The sequence below is a fragment of the Tahibacter harae genome (assembly GCF_024437735.1).
GTDB lineage: Bacteria > Pseudomonadota > Gammaproteobacteria > Xanthomonadales > Rhodanobacteraceae > Tahibacter > Tahibacter harae.
The window spans coordinates 1-22,358 of the sequence record NZ_JANFQO010000007.1; the positions used below are offsets into that span (position 1 = coordinate 1).

The following is a 22,358-nucleotide window of genomic DNA, read 5'->3' on the forward strand; positions in this document are numbered from 1 at the left end:
GCCGCTGGTGCTGCTGCTGAAGTTCGCCACCGGGGCCACGTTGGCCGGGCCCGTGGACACCGTGACCGTGCTGGTCTTGGTATTGGTCGCGCCGTCATCGTCGGTGACCGTCAGCGTGACCGTGTAGGTACCGGCCGCGGCATAGGTGTGGCTGGGGCTGGCCGCGGTGGACGTGCCGCCGTCGCCGAAGTTCCAGCTGCGCGAGACGATGCTGCCGTCGGAATCAGTGGAGCTGTCGGTGAAGTTCGCCGTCAGGCCGCTGGTGCTGCTGCTGAAGTTCGCCACCGGCGGCACGTTGGTGGTGCCGCCCGAGCAGGCCGGCCGCGTGCCGCAGGCGATGCCGTGAACGTTGAACGCATCCCAGATGCGGCAGGCGTTCGGCGTGCCGTTGGCCAGGTTGCCGTCATCGTCGTCGGCGGCCAGGTACACCGTATACCAGTTGTTGGAACCGCAGCCGTCGACGCTGGCAGCCGCATTGCACTTGCCGCCGGAAGCGACGCGATAGGCGCTCTTGGACGTGGTCAGGCTGGCATACCAGATCTTGTCCATCTGCGCCCAGCCGGCGCTGGAGCCGTGCGCGCCGACCAGGGACTGGGCCAGATCCCAGTTCGCGGTACTGGCGATATACGACTCGCAATGGCCTTCATAGCCCATCGGGCCCTGGTAGGGCGAAATGCCGTTGACCAGGTAGGGGCAGGCCAGGCGGTCGCAGTTCAGGCCGGCGTCGGCGGTAACGTTGGACGGCTTGGCGATGGTGGCCGCGCCCTGCAGGCTGAAGGCGAACAGGTCGCGTACGCCGGTACAGGTGGAGCGGCAGTTGGTGCAGCCGTTGCGGCCGGTGAAGAAGCCGTTGCCGATGCAGGCGTCCTTGGTTTCGAGGAAGGCGAAGGTATCGCCAACCGCCTCGCCGCTGCCGTATTCCGAAGCGGCGCCGCCGCTGTTCTGGTCCATGCCATGGCCCCACTCGTGCAGGAACACCGCAGGGATTTCGCCGGTGTTGGCGCAGGTGATGGTGGAGTCCGACGGATGCGTGCCGGATTTGTAGAAATTGGCCGAGCTGCCGCCCCAGGTCGCATTGCAGACGTCGTTGACGTTCATGTTCGCGGTCACCTTGGAGGCGATCCACGAATTGCTGGGCAGGAAGGTCGCCGCCTTGCGGTTGATCCTGGTCAGGTAATAGAAGCCGGTGCGCGAGGCGCGGGTGTTGCCGGCGCCGCCCGGGGCGCTGGTATTGCCGCAGTCGGTGCCGGTGTCCGTGCCCAGGTGCAGGTTGCCGTCGGTGGAATTGGACAGCGAGATCGAGCCGCAGGAATCGGACATGCGGAAATACTTGCCGTCCAGCGCCGTGGTCGCCGTGCCGCTGGAATAGTCGTAGATGCCCAGCGCGTCGGTGACCTTGGCGGTGCCGTTGGTCACCGCCGCGAACGGCAGCGGCACTATCGTTTCCGGACCGGTGTTCAGGCCCAGGAACACGCCGCCGTCGACCGTGGCCGCGGCGTACAGGGTCTGGTCGCGCACTTCAATGACGCGGTTGGTCTTGGCGTCGACGAGCAGATCGTAGATGGCCTTGTCGCCGAAGTTGCGGAACACGAAGCGCCAGGCCAGGCGGTGCTCGTAGCCTTCGCCGTCCACGCCGGAATAGCCGTCGCCGGCGGAACGGCCGTCGCTGGCATAGGGCAGCAGCAGCAGTTCACCGCGGTTGATGGTCTGGCTGATGCGCACGTCGGCGCCGAAGCCCAGTTCCTGCCGCGCCAGCTCGAAGGCCTTGGCGCGGTCGGACACGGCGAGGGTGTCGGTCTTCACCGGCGCGACCATGTGGCTGCCGAACTGGACGATGTTGCCGTTGGAGATGCGGAAGAACAGGTTGGCGCCGCGCACGCGCACGCCGTTCTTGGATTGGGCGAACTCCACGAACCAATGGCTGTTGCCTTCGCCGTAGCCGATGCTGGCTTCGGTGTCGAGCTGGAATTCAAGCCCGTCGGTCTTGAGCAGGTCGCCGTTCTTGGCGATGAAGTCGAGCAGGCGTGCCTCGACCACGGCCAGGTCGACCGTCTCGCTGCGCGCCAGGCCCAGTTGCTCCAGGCTCAGCGAATTGCCGCGGCCGGGAATCAGCGCGATGCCCGAGCCCTGGATCAGGTCGGGGCGGTCGGCGCGGCGGTCCCAGCGCATTTCCCACTGGCCGGGATTGCGGCCGAGGAAGTCGGCGGCGGCGCTGTGCTGGCTCATGCGCGCGGTGAGCTGGATGGTGGCTTCCAGTTCCGGCTGTACGGCCAGTTCCGGCGCCAGGAAGGCCCGGACCGGGCCGACGCGGGCGCCGCCGGTTTCTATCGGCGGCTGTACGGCGAACGCCGAGCCGGCGGTGAGCAGGCCCAGCAGCAACGGCTGCAGCAGGCGTGCGGTGGTGAGTTGGCGCAGCCGCTCGAAGCGGCGAGGCGCAGGCGCGTGGCGATGCATGAAACTTCTCCCTCCAAAGTCGTTTCTCGATCAGGAATGCCTGCGTCACCTCGCCGGCGCGAACGCCACTCCCCGTAGCGGACGGCCGCGCCGTGTCAGGGCGGGGGCCAGGCTTTTCGATCATGACCGGCCCTGGCGGAAAAGACGTCGGCAAATAAATTTTTCCTGCGCTGGTCCTGCAAGCCGTTGATTGCGGCTAGTTATTTATTTCCGTAATGAAACCGGCGGCGGGCCGGCGCGGCGAGCGGCGGCTGTACGGAAAAATGCCTGTGCCGGCCGCTTGTCCGGCGCTGCCTTGCGGCTGAGCCGTACGGCGGAGCATCCCGGGCGCAGCGGGCGGCGCAAGGCGGAGTGCGGGGCGGGCGCAACCGAGGTACGGCCCCTCCTGCGGCGGCGGCCGGGCAGAACCTTGCCCTGGCCCGCCAGCTGAACCGGGGCTAGCGATTTATTTCGTTGCCGAACAGCGGCTTGTCTTGCCTGGCCAGGACCCGCATCGCGGCTGCGATGCGCTGACGAGCCCGAGCGGCCTGGGTTATTCTTGTCCCCTACCCGCAGGTCAGGACCTCCATGCAGGCAATGGCGCGGCCGCAGGCCGGCGACAGCGTGCGCTACCGCTTCGCCGACGTGGTCATCGAACCCCAGGGCCGGCGCATCTTCGTCGGCCAGCGCGAACGCGCCGCCTCGCGCCGCGCCTTCGACCTGCTGCTGACCCTGTGCGCCATGCCCGGCCGCGTGCTCACCCGCGACGAACTCAGCGCGCGGCTCTGGCCCGGCGGCCAGATCGTTTCCGACGAGGCCCTGACCCAGGCCATCTTCCGCGCCCGCGCCGTGCTCGGCGCCCAGGGCGAGCGCATCGTCACCCTGCGCGGCGTGGGCATACGCTTCGACGCCGAAGTGATCTGCGAGCCGGCGCCGCTGCCGGGCGTGGTGATGGCGGGCAGCGCGGAGGTTGTGGGTGAGGCGGCGCTGGCGGCAGCGGGGCGGGTCAACGGCGAGGCGGCAGCGGCGGCGTCCGTGTCGATCAACGGCGAGGCTGCGCCGATATCTGCGCCGATGGCGGCCGTGCCTGTGTCCACACCCGCAGCCGCGTCTGTGCCTGTTGGCGCGCCCGCGGCCGTTTCCCCTGCGGCGCCGGCAGTCGCGGCAGCGCAGGCCATTGCTGCGGGATCTGGTGTCGCCCCGGCATCGCCTGCCGCCACTGCACCGCCTGCTGCATCTGTGCCGAGCCAGAACCCGGCATCGGTGCCTGTCGCGACAATTTCCGCCGCAACCGCGGCCGCGCAGCCGGCGCTTGCCGACCGCAGCGCCGCAGCGACAGCGCCGACGCCGACAGCAACGCAGCCGGCGCCGGCCGAGGCGCAGCCGTTCCGCTCCCGCCGTCGCCGGTTCGCCATCGCCGCGCTGCTGCTCCTGGTCCTGGCCGTCTTCACCATCTTGCCGCTGCTGCGCGGCGACGCCGGCCTGATTGACGAGGGCTACGGCATCGGCCAGGCCGATCTGCACGCGGCCCATGCAGACAGCGCGCACCTGCTGGCCGAGGCCGTGCGCCACGACAACAACGGCGACCGCCCGCGCGGCCGCGCCGTGCTGGAAACCCTGGCCGACAGCGATCCGCGCACGCCCTGGCCGCCGCTGATCCTCGCGCTGTGGTCGGTCGGCGCCGGCGACACCGGCAACGCCGATATCTGGCTGGCGCGGGCACGCGAGCGCGCCGCCCCGCTGCAGGACACCTATGTCAATGCCATGCTGCGCTATACCGAGGCCGAGCGCAGCGGCAATCCGCAGGACATCATCCGCTACGCCGGCGCCGTGCTGGACCTGCGGCCGCAGGCCTGGCGCATGCATCTGGCGCGGGCGCATCTGAAGAACTATCAGGGGCTGCGCGAGGCGGCACTGGCGGAGATCCGCCAGATCGAGATCCGCGCCCTGGGCAACCGCAAATTGGAAATGGCCCTGGCCGACCGCGCCGCCTTCGGCGACGTGGCCGGTGCCCAGGCCGTGCTGGACAGCCTGCCGCGTGGCAGCGACGAAGCCGCCTATGCCTATCTCAGCGGCCGCATCGCCTGGAGCCGGCGCGACCTGGCCGCGGCGCAGCGCGACTGGGAGCGCGCCGCCGGCCTGGCCCAGCGCGACGGCCGCAGCGACATCGGCAACCGCTCGTACGCGAACGCCGGCCTGGCCGCCATGCTCCAGGGCGACCACGCCGCCGCCATCGCCCAGTTCGAACGCGCCCGCGTCGGCATGGTCGAGGCGCGCTGGGTCACCGACGAGATCGACCTGTCCCTGCTGCTGACCCAGCTGCATGCCGTCGACGGCGATATGGCCGGGGCGCGCCGCGAATTCCAGCGCGCCGTCGCCGCGGCCGGGCGCACCGGAGCGAGCAAGCTGACCGGCCTGGTCGTGCTGATCGGCGCGCGCCTGCTGCCGGATATCGACACGGCGGCGGTGCCGCAGGAAGAACTCGATGTGGCCCCGGCCCTGCTCGCCGCGCGCCTGGCACTGAACCGCGGCGACCGCGCCACGGCGAAGCGCGAGCTGGAGCTGGCGCGCCAGCGCGGCGCCCTGGAAGCCGCCTACGCCGACGAGGCCCGTCTGCTCGCCGCCGAACTGGGCCAGACTGTGGCCCCGGAACGCGCCCTGGATCCGCCCTACCCGCCGCTGGCCGCCGCCGCGGCCCGCCTGGAACTCACCGCCCGCACCGGCGCTGCCCACAAAAGTCACTGACGGCAAACGAAATAATTCTGCCGGCAAGAAATCATGGGCTGGCCGTCAGGCAACCATCGACCGCCTCCGCCACGCTTGCCTCGAACCCCGCCCCTGCGGGTCCATTCGAGGACACCCATGTTTCGCACGCTTCGCTCCCTGGTTCGTTCCGGCCTGCAGGACAGCCCTCGCCGTACCCGCCCCGAATCCCGCGCCCATCAGCCCGATTCGAGGACACCCATGTTCCGCAGCCCGCTCCGCAGCGATTCGAGCGATTCGAGGACACCCACTTTCCGCAATCCGCTCCGCGCTCTGGTCCTGCTCGGCCTGCTGGCCGCCCCGGGCCTCAGTTCGGCCCTGACCACGCTATGCGTGAGCAACTCACAACAGCTGGCCAGCGCCCTGCAGTCGGTCAACGGCGGCGCGGACAATCTCATCCTCATCAAGCTGCGCCGCGGCACCTATGCGCCGCCCGCCGGCAGCGGCGGTTTCAGCATGAGCTTCAACATGAACATCAACGGCCGCATCGTGGAGATCTCCGGCGGCTGGACCGGCGACGGCAGCAGTTGCACCGACAAGAACCTCGGCGCCGGCGGCACCTGGATCCTCGGCGACACCGGCGGCGGCGCACTGAAGCTGGATCTGCCGGTGGGCAGCAGCAACAGCACCGTGAGCGTCAGCGACCTGACCTTCACCGCGCCGAACGGCGGCAGCAGCGCCTGCCTGCGCGGCAACGTCAACAGCACCAACCGGCTGGTGATCGAGCGCACGCACTTCGAACGCTGCGTCGCGCCCAGCGGCAATACCGGCAGCATCGTGCTGATCAACAGCGGCGGCGAGATCATCGTGCGCAATACGGTGGTGCGCGGCGGCGTGGGCTCGCTCACTGGCGGCGTCTATGTCACCAGCGACGGCGGCCTGACCCGGCTGAACCATGTCAGCATCACCGCCAATCGCGCGCGCCAGGGTCTCAATCCCGGCGGGCTGTTCGTCAACACCATGGGGCCGGCCCAGGTCCATCTCACCAACAGCCTGGTCTACGGCAACACGGGACTGAACGGCTACAACGACATCGACAGCACCGGCAGCGGTTATTTCGCCGTCGGCTACGTCCATTTCGGCGTACTGAACGGCAACGCCATACAGAGCAACAACCGCATAGGCGACCCCGGCCTGGTCGCACCGGGCAATCCGGGACTGCGCGCCGATTCCTCGCTGATCAACAAGGCGCTGGGCAATGTCAGTGGCGGCCCGGGCACGTTCGACGTCGACGGCCGGCCCCGCGTACAGGACAACTTGGCCGATATCGGCGCCTACGAAGGCGCGTACACCGGCGACGAGATCTTCCGCGACATCCTGCCCTGAGGCGGCGCTGCCGGCGGGCCGCTGCTGCGGGACAAGGACGACGGCGCAGTGCCGCCCCCGGAGGGCCAGGCCCACGGCGGAAATGCGCACGGAGCCGGCCCTGTCCACCGCCAGGACTCGTGGGGGCTCGTCGGCGAACACCAGGAAAACCGGCCAAAGATCTTGATTGCGAGAGAAATAATCCTGGCGGAAAGCAATCGTAGGCCGCCCGTCAGGCAGTCACCCGGGACATCCGCCAGGCTGAACTCGAACCAGCCCGGCGGGCCGGTTTCGAGGACACCCACGAATCGAGCCATTCGAGGAAGCCATTCGAGGACACCCAGGTTTGCCGGTTCAGGCACCTGGCCCCGCCTCGCCGGCAGCCACTTCACGCATTTCAAGGACACCCATGTTTCCCACGCTCCGCTCCCTGGTCCTGCTGGTCCTGCTGGCCGCCCCCGGTCTCAGCTCCGCCCTGACCACGCTATGCGTGAGCAACTCGCAGCAGTTGGCCAGCGCGCTGCAATCCGTCAACGCCGGGTTAGACAATCTGATCCTGATCAAGGTCCGCCGCGGTACCTACGCGCCCCCGGCCGGCAGCAGCGGTTTCAGCCTGAGCCTGAACACCACCAACCGTATCGTCGATGTCTCCGGCGGCTGGAGTGGCGCCGCCAACAGTTGCACCGACAAAACCATCGGCGCCAGCGGCACGCTGATCCTCGGCGGCGCGGGCGGTACTGCGCTGAAATTCAGTCTGCCGGTCAGCGGCAGCTACGGCGCAGTGAACATCAGCGATTTCACCTTCAACTCGCCTGACGGCGGCGAAGGAGCCTGCCTGCACGGCAGCGTAAGCGCCACCAATACCACGACGGTGGAACGGGTGCGCCTGGAAGGCTGCACTTCCAGCAGCTATAGCGGCAGCCTCCTGCTGGTCAACAGCGGCGGCGTGGCGACTGTGCGCAATAGCGTGGTGCGGGGTGGCAAGGGCCTGCGCACCGGCGGCATCAATGTCGACAGCAGCGGCGGCATCACCCACCTGAATCACCTCAGCATCACCGCCAACGTCGCGCGGCTGGGCGGCAATCCCGGCGGTCTGTATGTCAATTGCAACGCCCCATGCCGGGTGCATGTGGACAACAGCGTGGTTTGGGGCAACCGCGGCAACGACGCATTTTTCGATATCAACAACAACGGCAGCGGCTCCGTCACCCTGAGCCATGTACGCTACGGCATGCTCAACGGCACCGTCGCGGCGGATGGCAGCAGCTTCGGCGACCCGGGCTTCGTCGCCTTCGGCAACCCCGGCCCACGCAGTGGTTCGCCGCTACTCAATAGCGGGCGAGCCGAGGTCTCCGGCGGCGCCAGCAATTTCGATGTCGACGGAAAACCACGGCTGCAGGGCAATGCACCGGATATCGGCGCCCATGAAGGCATCTATACCGGCGATGAAATCTTCCGCGATATCCTGCCCTGAAACACCGGCCGCGACCTCGCCCGCTGCTGCCAGGCGGGCGGGAACAGTGCGGGATCGCGCCAATCAGGAGCACTACCGGCATGCATGAACCCGATATCCGCCGCGTGCGCGAAAGCCACGCCCGGCTGACTGATCCCCTTGCCTTCGGCACACGCTTCTATGCGCTGCTGTTCGCCCAGCGGCCGGACGCGCGCCGCCTGTTCCCGCCCGACCTCGACGCCCAGGTGCGCAAGCTGGTCGATATGCTGGCCAGCATCGTGGGTGGCCTGGATGCGCAGGCGCGGCTGCAGCAGGAGTTCGCCGAACTCGGCCGCCGCCATGCCGGCTATGGCGTAAGCGAAGACGACTACGACGATGTCGGCAGCGCCCTGCTGGTGACGCTGCGCGAATTCCTTGGCGATGCATTCACGCCGGAAGTCGAGGAAGCCTGGGCGACGCTGTACGGCGATCTGGCGGAGGCGATGATTGCTGCTGGGGACGAGCGGCGGGGTTCATGATTCGATTCGGGATTTGGGATTCGGGATTCGATTTTTTGGTGATGGGCGATGCGGAATTTCGCTGGTCGCAGCACGGCCCCCTTCGTCCATGCAGCATCACGGATCGCGGCCTGCGCACACTGGCTGGCCGCGCGATCTGTCCGCCGCGGCGCTGACGCGCAAGGAAAAAGTGCAGCCCGTCGCCAAGCTTTATGCCGCCAGCCTGTTCGCTACACGCCATGCGGCCGAGCATCTGGCCGGACTGCTCGGCGCTTCGCACGCTTCCGTCTACAACGACCTGAAACAGGCGCACAGCGCCGGAGCATGACATGAGCACCCTGCCGGACTTCCGCCTGGAAACGCATTTCTCGCGCTGGGAATTCGCCGCACGCTACAACATGGCCGCCAGCGACATGCAGACCCTGTCGCTGGCCGCGCTGCTGGAAATGGCCGCGCCGGACGAGCGCGCCGACTGGGAAGCGCTGCAGCTGGGCTATATCGAGACCTGGGGCACGCCGGCGCTGCGCCAGGCCATCGCCGCAAGCTATGCCACCGTACAGGCCGAAGATGTGCTTTGCTTCGCCGGCGCCGAGGAAGGCCTGTACTGCGCCCTGCTCGCCTTGCTGGGGCCGGACGACCACGCCCTGGTGACCGTGCCCAACTACCAGTCCATGGAAACCGTGCCGGCATCGGTGTGCCAGGTCGAGGCCATCCCGCTGCGGCCGGAAAACCGCTGGCAGCCGGACCTGGACGACGTGCGCCGCCGCCTGCGGCCGAATACGCGCCTGATCGCGGTGAACTTTCCCAACAACCCCACCGGCGCCATCGCCGATGCGGATATTTTCGCCGGCCTGATCGCGCTCTGCGCCGAGCGCGGCATCCATTTCTTCAGCGACGAGGTCTACCACGGCCTGGAACACGATGCGGCCCGGCGCCTGCCCCAGGCGGCCGATTGCTACGAGCGCGCGCTGTCGCTCAATGTGCTGTCCAAGGCCTACGGCCTGCCCGGCCTGCGCATAGGCTGGATCGCCTCGCGCGACCGCGCACTACTGGCGCGGCTGGAGCGCATGAAGCACTACCTGTCGATCTGCAATGCCGCGCCTTCGGAACTGCTCGCGCGCATCGCGCTCGGCAACCGCGAAACGCTGGTCGCCCGCAACCGCGAACGTTGCGCCGCCAACCTGCAGCTGCTGGACCAGTTCTTCGCCCGCCACGCCGACCGCTACGACTGGCGGCGCCCCGACGGCGGCTGCACCGCCTTCGTGCGCTACCGCGGCGCCGACGGCGTGGAAAACCATTGCCGCGAACTGGTCGAACAGGCCGGCATCCTGCTGCTGCCCGCGTCGCTGTATCAGTCGGCACTGGCACCGGTGCCCACCGACCGCTTCCGCGTCGGCTTCGGACGCGATCACACGGCGCAGGGGCTGGCGGTGTGGGAAGCGTTCCTGCGGCGGTGACTTCACCGTCGCCGGCACGCGGTCAATCGAGGCGAAGCCTTGCCGGCGTCCTGTGCAGCGGGGAATCGTGCTGCCGGAACGCATGGCAGCGAACGTCCGCCCTCCTGCCAGAGGCTCATCGTCAAACCGCGGTGGCGAGTCAGGCGAGGCCAAGCCGGTTGGCCTCGATCGCCCGCGCAATCTGTCGCACCGTCGCCGCACGGATCGCGTGATCTGCCGCCTGCGCGCGGAAACGGCCGGCCTGTTCCAATTGAAGTTCCAGGGTTTCCTCGGCGAATTGCCGCTCCACGCCGCCCTGACGCGCAAGCTCGAACAGATGCTCGCGGCTGACCTGTGTCGCCACACCGCAAATATCCGTCTGGTGCTGACCGCCAGGACCTTCGCTATAGGTCAGGTCATAACCGGGCGCGAGACGCCAGCGCCGGTCGCGGCCCAAGCGGTAGGCGAAATTCTTCGCGTGATCGTCACGGTTATGGAAGATCACGTTGAACACGGCGCGGGCATAGGCCTTGGCCACTTCGCGTTCGTCGCGGGTCAGCAGGCGGGTAGCGCGCAGGAAGCTGGTGTAGTCCAGCGCGGGCAGGCGGAAATCCAGCTGCAGTAGCCCGGCGACACTGTGCATGGGCACACGCAGGCCGGCTTCGCGGTCGAAGCGCGCTATGCCGAAGGCGGCCTGGCGCGGCGCCAGATCGAAATAGGCTGTCTGCGGCATCTCTATGCCACAGGCGCGGGCCAGCGCGGCATAGCAATGTTCCACGGCGCAGACTTCCTTGTGTTCGCCGCGGGCCTGGAACTTGACCAGCCAGGGCTGGCTGCCGGCGAATCCGGTCTGGGCGACCGCGCCGCTGGCCGGGTCCACCTGCAGCAGGGCCTTGGGACGGGCCCCCTGCGGCGAGCCGCCGGCCAGGGCCAGGGCGAGCAGGTCGGCGCTGCCTTCGCCGGCCAGCACGGCCTGGGATTCGCGCGCCAGCGCGAGCAGGTCCAGTTCCTCCGCCGGCGCCTCCCATTCCTGCGCCGGCACGAAGGACAGCGCGCCCATGGCCCGGGTGCCGATGAAGGCAAGCCGGCTCAGCGCTGTCGCCGCGATGCCGTGCTGGCGGAACAGCCGATCCATCAGCAGCATGCCCCAGCCGTCGGGCAGCGCATCGGCAATCAGGCCCGGCAAACGCTGTTGGAAGCGGGGAAAATCGGCAAAGCTCTGCGATCGCAGGCTCAGGCTGTAGGGCGAAAGCTCCAGCCCCTGGGCCAGTGCTTCAGGCGAGTACTCGAACAGCAGCGTATCGCGGGTTTCGGCCAGCGTGCCCAGCGGCCAGTCCTCGCCCCAGCCGCAATAGCGGACCTGGAGCTTCTTCATACCGGCCGCCGCCGCGGTGCGCGCTGGCGCAGCGTCCGGGTGCGCTCCAGCTCGGCGATGGATCGCCGCTGCAGCGCGAACAGCGGTTGCAGCTCGCCCGCCAGTCCCAGCGCCTGGACTACACGCACCAGGGTTTCCAGCGAACTGGCGCCGCTGTTCAGTTCCAGATTGCGCAGCGCGCCGCGGGAAACGCCGGCCATGGCGGCCAGATCCTGCTGCGCAAGCCCTTGCAACAGGCGCTGCTCGCGCAGGCGGCTGCCGAGCTGTTCCAGGATCTCCGCGGAAGTGGCCAGCTTAAAGTCCATCAGATCAAACTTTAATGAGTAAAACGAGAGATAGTGGCCATTATAGCGGACATTAACCTGGGATTCGGGATTCGGCAGGACGGCGCAGGAAATGCCACGCGGTCAGGTCCCCGACATCAAATCCCGCCCCCTACCGGCTCATCGAAAACGGCCTGCCCGCCTTGCCCGCGCCGCGACGCTTGTCCGGCGTGGCCTGCATGCGGAAGCGCAGCTCGCCGCCGGCCAGGATCTGGGCGTGGGTGATGACGCTGCAGTCCAGGGCCTTGCCGTCGAGACTCACCGCACCGACATAGGGATGCGCTTCGTCCAGCTCGTCGGCAACGACGGTAAATTTCTTGCCATTGGGAAGATGCAGCACGGCGCGGCGCAGGAAGGGACGGCCTATGACGTATTCGTTGCTGGCCGGCGCGACCGGATAGAAGCCCAGCGCGGTGAACACGTACCACGCCGACATCTGGCCCAGGTCGTCGTTGCCGACCAGACCCTGCGGCGTCGGTGCGAACTGGCTGCGCAGGATCTGGCCCAGGCGCTCCTGGGTGCGCCAGGGCTGGCCGGCGTAGGCGTAGAGATAGGCGACGTGGTGGCTGGGTTCATTGCCATGGGCATACCAGCCGATCAGGCCGGTGATGTCTTCCATGTGCGCGAACAGCGTGGGATCGACCTTGGCCTCGAACACCTGGTCCAGTCGCGCGACGAAGCGCGCATCGCCGCCGTGGCCCGCGATCAGGCCGGCGATGTCCTGCGGCACGTACCAGGAATACTGCCAGGCATTGCCTTCGGTGTAGTCGCTGCCGTAGCCGCTGGCGCTGGGATCGAAGGGCTCGCGGAACTCGCCCGTGCTGGTGCGCGCACGCAGGAAACCCGTCTTCGCATCGAATACGTTGCGCCAGTTGGCGGCGCGGCGGGTAAAGGTCGCGGCGATGTCCTTGCGCCCCAGGGCTTCGGCCATGCGTGCGATGGTCCAGTCGTCGAAGGCGTATTCCACGGTCTTGGAGGCGGCCTCGCCGACCTTGTCTATGGGCACGTAGCCCAGGCGGCGATAGTGTTCCAGCCCGCCGTAGGGACCGTACTCGGCGCTGGCAACCATGGCCTGCAGCGCCTCGTCGGCGGGGAAGCCGCGTATGCCTTTCATATAGGCATCGGCGATCACCGGCACGGCGTGGTAGCCGATCATGCACCAGGTCTCCAGGCCGTGGAACGCCCAGACCGGCAGTATGCCGTAGGGGCTGTTGCGCCGCGCCGCGAGCAGGGAATTGACCACGTCGGCGTTGTATTGCTCCGGCTGGATCAGGGTCAGCAGCGGATGCAGCGCACGGTACGTATCCCAAAGTGAAAACGTGGACAGATTGGTCCAGCCCTCGGCCTGGTGCACGGCGTTGTCCGGACCGCGGTAGCGGCCGTCCACGTCCATGAACAGGCTGGGCGCCATCAGGCTGTGATACACCGCGGTGAAGAAGGACTTGCGCACCGCCGCATCCGCCTCGACCTCGAACACGCCCAGGGCGCGGCTCCAGCGGGCGCGGGCGGCGGCGCGCACACGTTCGAAATCCCAGCCGGGCATCTCTGCGTCGAGGTTGGCGATGGCGCCGTCCTCGCTCACCGGCGACAGCGCAACCTTGACCACCACCTCGCCGCCCTGCCCCTCCAGGCCCAGATCGAGCACGCCGACCAGGGCGCGGCCTTCGATCTGCGCGCGCGCCGTCGCGTCGTCCGCGGCCGGCGGCGCAAAACCTTTGTAGAGAATGTCTTTTTCCGTGTTGTGGAACGCATGCCCGGACAGCGGCCTGGACACACGCAGGGCGAAATGCAGCTGCCGCCCCGGCGCCCAGCCGCGGGTCTCGCAGAAGCCGGTCAAGGTGCCGTCGGGCCGCAGGCGCAGGCGCGACCACAGCACCTTGCCCGGGTAGTCGTACAGGCTGGTGCGCATGTCGACCAGCAAATGCGCCGGCTTGCCCGCCGGAAAGCGGTAGCGGTGCACGCCGACGCGCGGACTCGCGCTGAGTTCGGCGCGGATGCCGTAGTCGTCCAGGTCCACGGCGTAGTAGCCCGGCTCGGCGATCTCGCCGGCGTGGCGGAAACGCGAGCGGTAGCCGCTGCCGGGCTGGCTGCTGTCGCCGGGCTGCAGCTTCACTTCGCCAGCGATGGGCATGACCAGCACATCGCCCAGGTCCGAATGCCCGGTGCCGGAAAAATGCGTATGCGAGAAGCCGACGATGCTGTCGTCGTCGTAGCGGTAGCCGGCGGCCCAGCCGTAGGCGTCCTTGCGCTCCTTGATCTGGGTGTCGGGACTGAGCTGCACCATGCCGAAGGGCACCACCGCGCCGGGAAAGGTATGGCCGTCGCCGCCGGTGCCTATGAAGGGATCGACTGCGGCAAAGGCCGCTGCGCCGGCCGCCTCGTCCGGCGCAGCGGCGGCCGGCAGGCTGGCGGATACGGACAACAGCAGGCAGGCGGCAAGCGGCAGCGGACGCGGCATGGCGAACTCCCCAGGAACATTTAGATCGGTCCAAATCCGAACTTAGCACGCAACCGCGATGCTGGCTTGCTGCGCCGCAGGATGCACACGGGAGCCGCAGCAGGCAGACTCGCACCAATTTGGACCGATCTAAATTCGTGAACGACCCCGCCGCCCGCCGCCGCAAGATCACCCTCGCCGACGTGGCCGCCGGCTGCGGCGTGTCGCGCGCCACCGTGTCCCTGGTGCTGCGCCGCAGCCCGCTGGTGAATGCGGCCACGCGGGCCAGGGTCGAGGCCGAGTTCCAGCGCCTGGGCTATGTCTACAACCGCTCCGCCGCCAGCCTGCGCTCGCGCCGCTCCAGCAGCGTGGCGCTGGTCATCAACGATCTGTCCAACCCGTTCTTCGCCGAATTCGCCGCCGGCGTGGACGAGGCGCTGGCCGCAGCCGGCTATGTCACCCTGCTCGGCAGCACCGGCGAATCGGCCGAGCGCCAGCAGGCCGTGCTCGCTTCGCTGATGGAACACGATCCGGCCGGTGTGATCCTGTCGCCGGCCGAAGGCAGCGATGCGCGGCGCGTATGCCAGGCCGTGGGCGCGCATACGCCGGTGCTGGTGTTCAATCGCGAACTCGCCGCCAGCGGCTGGGATCACCTGGGCCTGGACAACCGCGACGGCGCACGCCAGGCCACCGAACATCTGCTCGCGCTGGGCCATACGCGCATCGCCTTCTTCGGCGGCCACGCCGGTTCCAGTTCCTGCCGCCAGCGCCGCGAAGGCTATGCCGCAGCACTGGCCGCCGCCGGCCTCGCCGTCCAGCCGCAATGGCTGGTGGAAACCGCGCCGACGCGGCTGGAAGCCGCCGGCCAGGCCGGCGCACTGTTCGCGCGCGATCCGGCGCCGACCGCAGCGGTCTGCTACAACGACGCGGTCGCGCTGGGCCTGATGCTGGGCCTGCTCGCGCGCGGCCGCCGGCCCGGCGTGGATTTCGCCGTGACCGGCTTCGATGACATTCCCGAAGCCGCCCTCAGCGTGCCGCCGCTGACCACGCTGGCCGCCGATCCGCGCGCGCGCGGCCGCCAGGCGGCGGCGCTGGTGCTGGCGCGGCTGGGCCAGCGCGAGGCAATCGCCGTGCAGACCATAGTCCCCGTCCAGCTGCGCGTGCGCGCCAGCAGCTGCGCGCCGGGCCGTCCCTGACAACCACGCCTGGAACCCCCATGCCTGCACGCGCCGCGACTTCGCATCCCCTGGCCCTGGCCGTGACTACCGCGGTGTTCTTCCTGTGGGGTTTCCTGACCGGCCTCAACGACGTGCTGATTCCGCACCTCAAGGCCGTGTTCGAGCTGAACTACGCCCGCTCCATGCTGATCCAGTTCACCTTCTTCGGCGCGTACTTCGTCATGTCGCTGCCGGCCGGGCGCGTGGTCGCGCGGCTGGGCTACCGCCACGGCATGGTCGCCGGGCTGATCGTCGCCGGCCTGGGCGCACTCGCCTTCCTGCCGGCGGCGCAGCTGCAGTCCTATGCGCTGTTCCTGGGGGCGTTGTTCGTGCTGGCCAGCGGCATCACCCTGCTGCAGGTAGCGGCCAACCCCTATGTCAGCCTGCTCGGCGACGAAGCCGGCGCCAGCAGCCGGCTGACCCTGGCCCAGGCGCTGAATTCGCTGGGCCATACCCTGGCGCCGGCCTTCGGCGGGCTGCTGATCCTTTCCGTGGCCGTGCTCGGCGCCGACGCCTTTGCGCAGTTGTCCACTGAACAACAAATCCACTACCGCGCCGACCAGGCCGCGGCGGTGCAGCTGCCCTACCTGGGACTGGGCCTGACCCTGTTCGCGCTGGCGCTGTTCGTCTACCTGTTCCGCCTGCCCCGGCTCGGCGAAACCACCGAACGCGACCTCGCCGCCGCGCCGGGCTATGCCGCCACCCTGGCGCATCGGCCGCTGCGCCTGGCGATCATCGGCATCTTCGTCTACGTCGGCGCCGAGGTGTCCATAGGCAGCTTCCTGATCAACTACCTCAGCCGGCCGGAGATCGGCGCGATGAGCGAAGCCGCCGCCGCCAATTACGTTTCCTACTACTGGGGCGGCGCCATGCTCGGCCGCTTCGGCGGCTCGCTGCTGCTGCGCGTGTTTGCGCCGGCGCAGCTGCTGATGTTGTTCGCCGCGATCGCCGCCAGCCTGCTGCTGACCAGCACCCTGAGCAGCGGCCAGCTCGCGCTGTGGAGCATCGTCGCCGTGGGCCTGTTCAATTCCATTCTCTTCCCCACTCTGTTCACCCTGGGGATACAAGGCCTGGGGCCGCTCACCGCGCGCGGCTCCAGCCTGCTCGTCATGGCCATCGTCGGCGGCGCCGTAGTGCCGCTGCTGCAGGGGCTGCTGGCTGATCGCATCGGTCTGCAGCCCGCCTTCGTGCTGCCGCTGGCCTGCTATGCCTACATCGTCTGGTACGGCTGGCAGCATGGCCGCAGTGCCGCCGCCGCACGCGCGGTACAGGCATGAGCCGCATCGTCTGCTTTGGCGAAGCCCTGGTCGATTTCCTCGCCCAGCCCGGCACCGCGCCGGAAGCGCCGCGCGCCTTCCTGCAATACGCTGGCGGCGCACCGGCGAATGTGGCCGTGGCCGCACGCCGGCTGGGCGCCGACTGCGATTTCGTCGGCATGCTCGGCGCCGACCTGTTCGGCGATTTCCTGCTGCACAGCCTGCAGCAGGCCGGCGTAGGCACCGGCTTCGTGCAGCGCACCGGCGCCGCGCGCACGGCGCTGGCCTTCGTCGCGCTGGATGCCGCCGGCGAACGCAGCTTCAGCTTCTACCGGCCGCCGGCGGCGGACCTGCTGTTCACCCGGGAACATTTCCACAACGACTGCTTTACCGGCGCCGGCCTGCTGCACCTGTGCTCCAACAGCCTGACCGGCGACGCCCTGGCCGACGCCACGCTGCACGCCGCCGCACTGGCGCACGCGGCCGGCGCCGCGGTCAGCGTCGATCTCAACCTGCGCCCGGCGCTGTGGCCGGCCGGGCTGGATCCGCAGCCGCGCCTGTGGCAGCTGCTGCAGCAGGCGGATGTGGTCAAGCTGGCGCGCAACGAACTGGACTACCTGGCCGCAGGCCTGGGCAGTGAAGCGGCCGTGCTGGAACGGCTGTGGCGCGGACGGCTGCAATGGCTGATCGTCACCGACGGCGCCGCGCCGCTGCAGTGGCAGACACGCCAGGCCAGCGGCAGCCTGGCCGCGTTTCCCGTCACCGCCGTGGACACCACCGCCGCCGGCGACGCTTTCGTCGGCGGCCTGCTTGCCTGGCTGGCCGGCCGCGGCGCCGACGCCGCAAACCTGCCCGCGCTGCTGGCCGAACGCGCATTGGTCGCCAACGCCCTGCGCCAGGCCGCCGCCGCCGGTGCGCTGGCGGTGACCCGCCACGGCGCCTTCGCCGCCATGCCCAGCCGCGCGGAACTCGACCATTTCCTGCAGGAGCAGGCATGAAACCGGATCCCGATTTCCGCAGCGAGGCCTTCCTGCGCGGCCACATCACCGCCACTATGGCCTTCTACCAGCCGGTGGCGCTGGATCCGGAGGGCGGTTTTTTCCACTATTTCCGCGACGACGGCAGCGTCTACGAACGCCGTCACCGCCACTTGGTCAGCAGCACCCGCTTCGTCTTCAACTACGCCATGGCGGCGCGCGAGTTCGGCAGCGCCGAATGGCTGCAGCGCGCACGCCATGGCTTGAAATTCCTGCGCGATTTCCACCGCGATCCGCACAGCGGCGGCTACGCCTGGACGCTGCGCGACGGCCGCGCCGAGGACCGCAGCAATCACACCTACGGCCTGGCCTTCGTGCTGCTGGCTTATGCCCGCGCGCTGCAGGCCGGCATCGCCGAGGCTGCGCCCTGGCTGGAAGAAACCTGGCAGGTGCTGGAAAACCGCTGCTGGGACGAAGCGGCCGGCCTGTACCGCGACGATGCGGACGCGCAGTGGCGCTTCTCGCCCTACCGCGGCCAGAACGCCAACATGCACGCCTGCGAGGCGCTGCTGGCCGCGTTTGAAGCCAGCGGCGAGGAAAAATACCTGCAGCGCGCCCTGACCGTCGCCGATCACATCACCCGGCGCCAGGCTGCGCTGGCCGGTGGCTTGGTATGGGAACACTACGGCGAAGACTGGAATATCGATTGGGACTACCACCGCGACGACCCGAAGCACCTGTTCCGCCCCTGGGGCTTCCAGCCCGGCCACCAGACCGAATGGACCAAGCTGCTGCTGAGCCTCGACAGCCACCTGCGCCGTCGCGGCGCATCCGCCGGCTGGGTGGTGCCGACCGCACGCCGCCTGTTCGACCGCGCCGTCGCCCAGGCCTGGGACGACCGCCATGGCGGCCTGTACTACGGCTTCGCGCCGGACGGCCGCATCTGCGACGACGACAAGTATTTCTGGGTCCAGGCCGAATCCGTCGCCGCCGCGGCACGCCTGGCCGCCGTCACGGGCGATGCGGTCTACTGGAACTGGTACCAGCGCCTCTGGCGCTATGCCTGGCAGCACTTCGTCGATCACACCCACGGCGCCTGGTATCGCATCCTCACGCACGACAACCGCAAGTACAGCGACGAGAAAAGCCCGGCCGGCAAGACCGACTATCACACCATGGGCGCGTGCTACGACGTGCTTGACGTGCTGCGCGGCCAGGTCCGAGGCGAACAGATGCCAGGCGCTGCGGAATAACGGTTGCCTTCCCGCAAGATGGTGCGCTCGCGCTGTGCAACTCGTAATCGTCGAGCGCATATCCGGAGCCGTGCAAGAAAGCCGTGGATCCGATATCCCAAGTCCGCATCGCTTCCGTCACCGCACCGAAGCCGGATGCGAGGGGAACGCCGCGCGCCGTTTTCCTGCCGCCGGCTATGCCCGGCGTCCGCGCTCATGCCTGGCGCTTCGCCGGTGAAAGCGTGAACTGCCGCGCCAGGCTGAAAAAAGCCTGGATATAGTCGGTGCGCACATCGGCTTCGCGTGCGCCGAGGAAAATCTGCTTGGGTATGCCGCGCGGCCCCAGGCGCACGGGTACCACGTCCATTTTCCCGGCGTATTCCAGCACCAGCCAGCGCGGCAGCGCGGCCACGCCGCGGCCGCTGGCCACCATCTGCATCATGATGTCGGTGGTTTCTATCGTCTTGTGGCGCCGGGGCGTCACGCCGGCCGGCAGCAGGAACTGGTTGTAGATGTCCAGGCGATCGGTGGCGACCGGATACGTGATGAGCACTTCCTGGGTCAGCTGGCGCGGCTTGACATAGGACGCGCGCGCAAGCGGATGCGAACGCGCAACGACCAGCACCTGCTCGTAATCGAATACCGGCTCGAACTTCAATCCCGGCTTGTACAGCGGGTCCGGCGTCACCAGCAGGTCGATCTCATAGCCGAACAGTGCGCCGATGCCGCCGAACTGGAATTTCTGCTTCACGTCGACATCGACGTCAGGCCAGGCCGCCAGGTAAGGCGACACCACTTTCAGCAGCCAGGTATAGCAAGGGTGGCATTCCATGCCGATGCGCAGGGCGCCGCGTTCTCCCTGGGCGAACTGCCGCAACCGTTCTTCGGCCAGATCGAGCTGCGGCAGCACGCGATTGGCGACTGCGAGCAGGTACTCGCCGGCCTGGGTCAGGCGCAGGCTGCGCCCCTCGCGCAACCAGATGGCGGTACCCAGCTGCTGTTCCAGTTTCTTCATGCTGTGGCTGAGCGCCGACTGCGTGACGCACAGAACTTCGGCTGCCGCGGTGAGCGAACCCAGCCGCTCGACTTCTTGAACGACAGCCAGGTGAACACGTTCGAGCATGATGAGTGAAATTCATGGATGCGTGAAGAAAGACCATTTTACGTCATCCATTGCGGAACTCTACCATGCGCCGTCCGCGTATCCCGAGAGCGTCCCATGACCGTCGTCCACAATCTTGGCTTCCCCCGCATCGGCGCCAGGCGCGAGCTGAAATTCGCGCTGGAGAACTACTGGAAAGGCGATTCGTCACGCGCCGCGCTCCAGGCACTGGGCGCACAGCTGCGCAGGCGCCACTGGGAAAACCAGGCTGGCCTGGACCTGGTTCCTGTCGGCGACTTCGCGTTTTACGACCAGGTGCTGGACATGAGTTTCACGCTCGGCAACCTGCCGGAACGCGTGCGCGGCTTCCACGGCGACGCATTGGACAACTATTTCCGCGTGGCGCGCGGGCGCTCCGCCGCCTCGGCCGAAGCACACGCGGCCTGCTGCGGCGGCATCGCGGCCGGCGAAATGACCAAGTGGTTCGACACCAACTATCACTACATCGTCCCTGAGTTCAGTGCCGACACGGAATTCAAGCTGGATGCTTCCCGTCTGATCGGGCAACTGGCCGAAGCGAACGCACAGGGCGTAAATGCCAAGCCCGTCATCATCGGGCCGCTGACCTACCTCTGCCTGGGCAAGACCAAGGACGGCTCCGACAAGCTGGCCCTGCTGCCCCGGCTGCTGCCGGTCTATGCCGAATTGATGGAGGCGCTGGCGGACCAGGGCGCCGAATGGGTGCAGGTCGACGAACCGATCCTGGTTACCGAACTCGATGCAGCCTGGCGCGGCGGCTTCACCACGGCCTATCACCAATTGAAGACGGCGCGCGTCAAGCTGCTGCTGGCGACCTATTTCGGTCCGCTGCAGCAGAACCGCGATCTCGTCGGCGGTCTGCCGGTGGCAGGCGTGCATGTGGATGCCGTCAACGGCCGCGAGGACGTGGCGCCGCTGCTGGCGCAGCTGTCCGATCGCCAGGTGCTGTCGCTGGGCGTCGTCAATGGCCGCAATATCTGGAAGACGGACCTGGCGGCGGTACTGGCCTGGCTGGAGCCGCTGGCACAGCAGCTGGGCCAGCGGCTGTGGATCGCGCCGTCGTGTTCGCTGCTGCACGTTCCCGTGGATCTCGACGCCGAGCAGAAGCTGGACGCGGAGATCAAATCCTGGCTCGCCTTCGCCTTGCAGAAGCTCGACGAACTGAAAGTGCTGGCCACTGCCCTGCGTGCGGGCCGCGATGCCGTCAGGGAAGAAATCGCGGCGAACCAGGCCGCCCTCGCGAGCCGCCGTTCGTCGCCGCGCGTGAACAATCCGGCGGTGCGGGCCGCGGTCGCGCAGATCGACGCCCGCCTGGGCCGGCGCCAGAGCGCCTATGCCGAACGCGCGGCGCGGCAGTCCGCACTGCTGAAGCTGCCCAGCTATCCGACGACGACCATTGGTTCGTTCCCGCAGACCAACGAGATCCGCCGCGCACGCAGCGAGTTCAAGGCCGGCCGCCTCGACGCGGACGGCTATGCCGCGGCCATGAAGGCCGAGATCGAACGCAGCGTGCGCGAACAGGAAGCGCTGGGCCTGGACGTGCTGGTGCACGGCGAGGCCGAGCGCAATGACATGGTCGAGTATTTCGGCGAACAGCTGGAAGGCTATGTCTTCAGCAAGCAGGGCTGGGTGCAGTCCTACGGATCGCGCTGCGTCAAGCCGCCGATCCTGTTCGGCGACATCCGCCGCCCGAAGGCAATGACCGTCGAATGGATCACCTACGCGCAATCTCTCACCGACAGGCCGATGAAGGGCATGCTGACCGGGCCGGTTACCCTCCTGAACTGGTCGTTCGTGCGCGACGACCAGCCGCGCTCCGCATCCTGCAGGCAACTTGCCCTGGCGATCCGCGAGGAAGTGCTGGACCTCGAACGCGCCGGCGTGCGCGTGATCCAGATTGACGAAGCCGCACTGCGCGAAGGCCTGCCGCTGCGCAAATCGCAGTGGAAGAGCTACCTCGACTGGGCGGTGGAATCATTCCGCATCAGCGCCAACGGCGTGCGCGACGAGACCCAGATCCACACGCACATGTGCTATTCGGAGTTCAACGACATCATCGCCGCGATCGCCGGAATGGACGCCGACGTCATCACCATCGAGACCTCGCGCTCGGACATGGAACTGCTCGACGCCTTCGATCATTTCAACTATCCGAACGAAATCGGCCCCGGCGTCTACGACATCCATTCACCGAACATTCCCACGCAGGATCACATCGTGCAGCTGATGAAGAAGGCCGCCGAGCGCATTCCCGCCCGGCGGCTGTGGGTCAATCCCGATTGCGGCCTGAAGACGCGGCAGTGGGCGGAGGTGATTCCGGCATTGAGCAACATGGTGTCGGCCGCCAGGGCGCTGCGGCAAGCGGCAGCCTGATCCGGCAGAATGGATTGAACACCCCGGCCCGGTGCCGGGGTGTTTGTTTTTGACGCTGCCAAGGTGCTCGCCGATGAAACCGGCGAGGTAGCAATCCCTGGACGGATGGCGAAGGGCAACACCGACGGCGACAGCGTGCC

General features: G+C 68.1%; 16 protein-coding genes. 11 read left to right on the top strand and 5 right to left on the bottom strand.

Features of this window, described 5'->3' with window-relative positions; all coding sequences use genetic code 11:
* On the bottom strand, positions 1-2,454 hold a 2,454-nt coding region (locus NM961_RS09185; RefSeq protein WP_255913870.1), incomplete at its 3' end, for a PKD domain-containing protein.
* Positions 2,455-3,021: 567 nt separating this feature from the next.
* Between NM961_RS09185 and NM961_RS09190 the strand changes: the two genes are divergently transcribed.
* The 6 genes from NM961_RS09190 to NM961_RS09215 all read left to right on the top strand — a co-directional run bounded on the left by NM961_RS09190 (position 3,022) and on the right by NM961_RS09215 (position 9,908).
* The gene (locus tag NM961_RS09190; RefSeq protein WP_255913871.1) at positions 3,022-5,178 is read left to right on the top strand and encodes a winged helix-turn-helix domain-containing protein; all 2,157 of its coding nucleotides are present in this window, start codon (positions 3,022-3,024) and stop codon (positions 5,176-5,178) included.
* A gap of 351 nt (positions 5,179-5,529) precedes the next feature.
* Entirely contained in the window at positions 5,530-6,522 is a 993-nt protein-coding gene (locus NM961_RS09195; protein WP_255913872.1) for a hypothetical protein, read from the top strand.
* A 388-nt stretch (positions 6,523-6,910) separates the two neighbouring features.
* Positions 6,911-7,975: a choice-of-anchor Q domain-containing protein gene (locus NM961_RS09200; protein ID WP_255913873.1), complete on the top strand. Its 1,065-nt coding sequence runs from the start codon at positions 6,911-6,913 to the stop codon at positions 7,973-7,975.
* Between the two features lie 80 nt (positions 7,976-8,055).
* A complete protein-coding gene (locus NM961_RS09205) occupies positions 8,056-8,472 on the top strand; it encodes a globin domain-containing protein (protein ID WP_255913875.1) in 417 nt (138 codons plus the stop codon).
* Positions 8,441-8,779 (top strand): helix-turn-helix domain-containing protein, encoded by a 339-nt coding sequence (locus NM961_RS09210; protein ID WP_255913876.1) that lies wholly within the window; start codon positions 8,441-8,443, stop codon positions 8,777-8,779. Before NM961_RS09205 ends, NM961_RS09210 begins: the two co-directional genes overlap by 32 nt.
* A 1-nt stretch (position 8,780) precedes the next feature.
* Positions 8,781-9,908, top strand: coding sequence for an aminotransferase class I/II-fold pyridoxal phosphate-dependent enzyme (locus NM961_RS09215; RefSeq protein WP_255913877.1), 1,128 nt, complete (start codon positions 8,781-8,783; stop codon positions 9,906-9,908).
* 139 nt (positions 9,909-10,047) lie between these two features.
* On the opposite strand, the gene NM961_RS09220 is transcribed toward NM961_RS09215, so the two are convergent.
* The 3 genes from NM961_RS09220 to NM961_RS09230 form a co-directional block, all read right to left on the bottom strand.
* On the bottom strand, positions 10,048-11,262 hold the full coding sequence (locus NM961_RS09220) for a type II toxin-antitoxin system HipA family toxin (RefSeq protein WP_255913878.1): 1,215 nt from the start codon (positions 11,260-11,262) through the stop codon (positions 10,048-10,050).
* Positions 11,259-11,567 (bottom strand): helix-turn-helix domain-containing protein, encoded by a 309-nt coding sequence (locus NM961_RS09225; RefSeq protein ID WP_255913881.1) that lies wholly within the window; start codon positions 11,565-11,567, stop codon positions 11,259-11,261. Before NM961_RS09225 ends, NM961_RS09220 begins: the two co-directional genes overlap by 4 nt.
* A gap of 130 nt (positions 11,568-11,697) precedes the next feature.
* Complete coding sequence (locus tag NM961_RS09230) at positions 11,698-14,043, bottom strand: GH92 family glycosyl hydrolase (protein ID WP_255913883.1); 2,346 nt, start codon at positions 14,041-14,043, stop codon at positions 11,698-11,700.
* A 137-nt stretch (positions 14,044-14,180) separates the two neighbouring features.
* Here NM961_RS09230 and NM961_RS09235 point away from each other — a divergent pair, with 137 nt between their 5' ends.
* From NM961_RS09235 to NM961_RS09250, 4 genes are read left to right on the top strand one after another with little or no spacing between them, the layout of a single operon-like run.
* The gene (locus NM961_RS09235) at positions 14,181-15,218 is read left to right on the top strand and encodes a LacI family DNA-binding transcriptional regulator (protein WP_343231910.1); all 1,038 of its coding nucleotides are present in this window, start codon (positions 14,181-14,183) and stop codon (positions 15,216-15,218) included.
* Between the two features lie 20 nt (positions 15,219-15,238).
* Complete coding sequence (locus tag NM961_RS09240; RefSeq protein WP_255913886.1) at positions 15,239-16,516, top strand: sugar MFS transporter; 1,278 nt, start codon at positions 15,239-15,241, stop codon at positions 16,514-16,516.
* A complete protein-coding gene (locus NM961_RS09245) occupies positions 16,513-17,493 on the top strand; it encodes a carbohydrate kinase family protein (protein ID WP_255913892.1) in 981 nt (326 codons plus the stop codon). Before NM961_RS09240 ends, NM961_RS09245 begins: the two co-directional genes overlap by 4 nt.
* Positions 17,490-18,725, top strand: a complete 1,236-nt coding sequence (locus NM961_RS09250; protein ID WP_255913893.1) for an AGE family epimerase/isomerase — start codon at positions 17,490-17,492, stop codon at positions 18,723-18,725. The genes NM961_RS09245 and NM961_RS09250 overlap by 4 nt, the downstream gene beginning before the upstream one ends.
* Positions 18,726-18,918: 193 nt before the next feature.
* Here NM961_RS09250 and NM961_RS09255 read toward each other — a convergent pair whose 3' ends face one another.
* Entirely contained in the window at positions 18,919-19,827 is a 909-nt protein-coding gene (locus NM961_RS09255) for a LysR family transcriptional regulator (protein ID WP_255913898.1), read from the bottom strand.
* 96 nt (positions 19,828-19,923) lie between these two features.
* Between NM961_RS09255 and metE the strand changes: the two genes are divergently transcribed.
* Positions 19,924-22,218, top strand: a complete 2,295-nt coding sequence (gene metE / locus NM961_RS09260; protein WP_255913900.1) for a 5-methyltetrahydropteroyltriglutamate--homocysteine S-methyltransferase — start codon at positions 19,924-19,926, stop codon at positions 22,216-22,218.
* Positions 22,219-22,358: the final 140 nt, after the last annotated feature.

Excerpts from the sequence above, each read along its gene's own strand:
- NM961_RS09190 (WP_255913871.1), top strand. The coding sequence starts at position 3,022 with ATGCAGGCAATGGCGCGGCCGCAGGCCGGCGACAGCGTGCGCTACCGC.
- NM961_RS09200 (WP_255913873.1), top strand. The coding sequence starts at position 6,911 with ATGTTTCCCACGCTCCGCTCCCTGGTCCTGCTGGTCCTGCTGGCCGCC.
- NM961_RS09205 (WP_255913875.1), top strand. The coding sequence starts at position 8,056 with ATGCATGAACCCGATATCCGCCGCGTGCGCGAAAGCCACGCCCGGCTG.
- NM961_RS09215 (WP_255913877.1), top strand. The coding sequence starts at position 8,781 with ATGAGCACCCTGCCGGACTTCCGCCTGGAAACGCATTTCTCGCGCTGG.
- NM961_RS09220 (WP_255913878.1), bottom strand. The coding sequence starts at position 11,262 with ATGAAGAAGCTCCAGGTCCGCTATTGCGGCTGGGGCGAGGACTGGCCG.
- NM961_RS09225 (WP_255913881.1), bottom strand. The coding sequence starts at position 11,567 with ATGGACTTTAAGCTGGCCACTTCCGCGGAGATCCTGGAACAGCTCGGC.
- NM961_RS09230 (WP_255913883.1), bottom strand. The coding sequence starts at position 14,043 with ATGCCGCGTCCGCTGCCGCTTGCCGCCTGCCTGCTGTTGTCCGTATCC.
- NM961_RS09240 (WP_255913886.1), top strand. The coding sequence starts at position 15,239 with ATGCCTGCACGCGCCGCGACTTCGCATCCCCTGGCCCTGGCCGTGACT.
- NM961_RS09245 (WP_255913892.1), top strand. The coding sequence starts at position 16,513 with ATGAGCCGCATCGTCTGCTTTGGCGAAGCCCTGGTCGATTTCCTCGCC.
- NM961_RS09250 (WP_255913893.1), top strand. The coding sequence starts at position 17,490 with ATGAAACCGGATCCCGATTTCCGCAGCGAGGCCTTCCTGCGCGGCCAC.
- NM961_RS09255 (WP_255913898.1), bottom strand. The coding sequence starts at position 19,827 with ATGCTCGAACGTGTTCACCTGGCTGTCGTTCAAGAAGTCGAGCGGCTG.
- metE (WP_255913900.1), top strand. The coding sequence starts at position 19,924 with ATGACCGTCGTCCACAATCTTGGCTTCCCCCGCATCGGCGCCAGGCGC.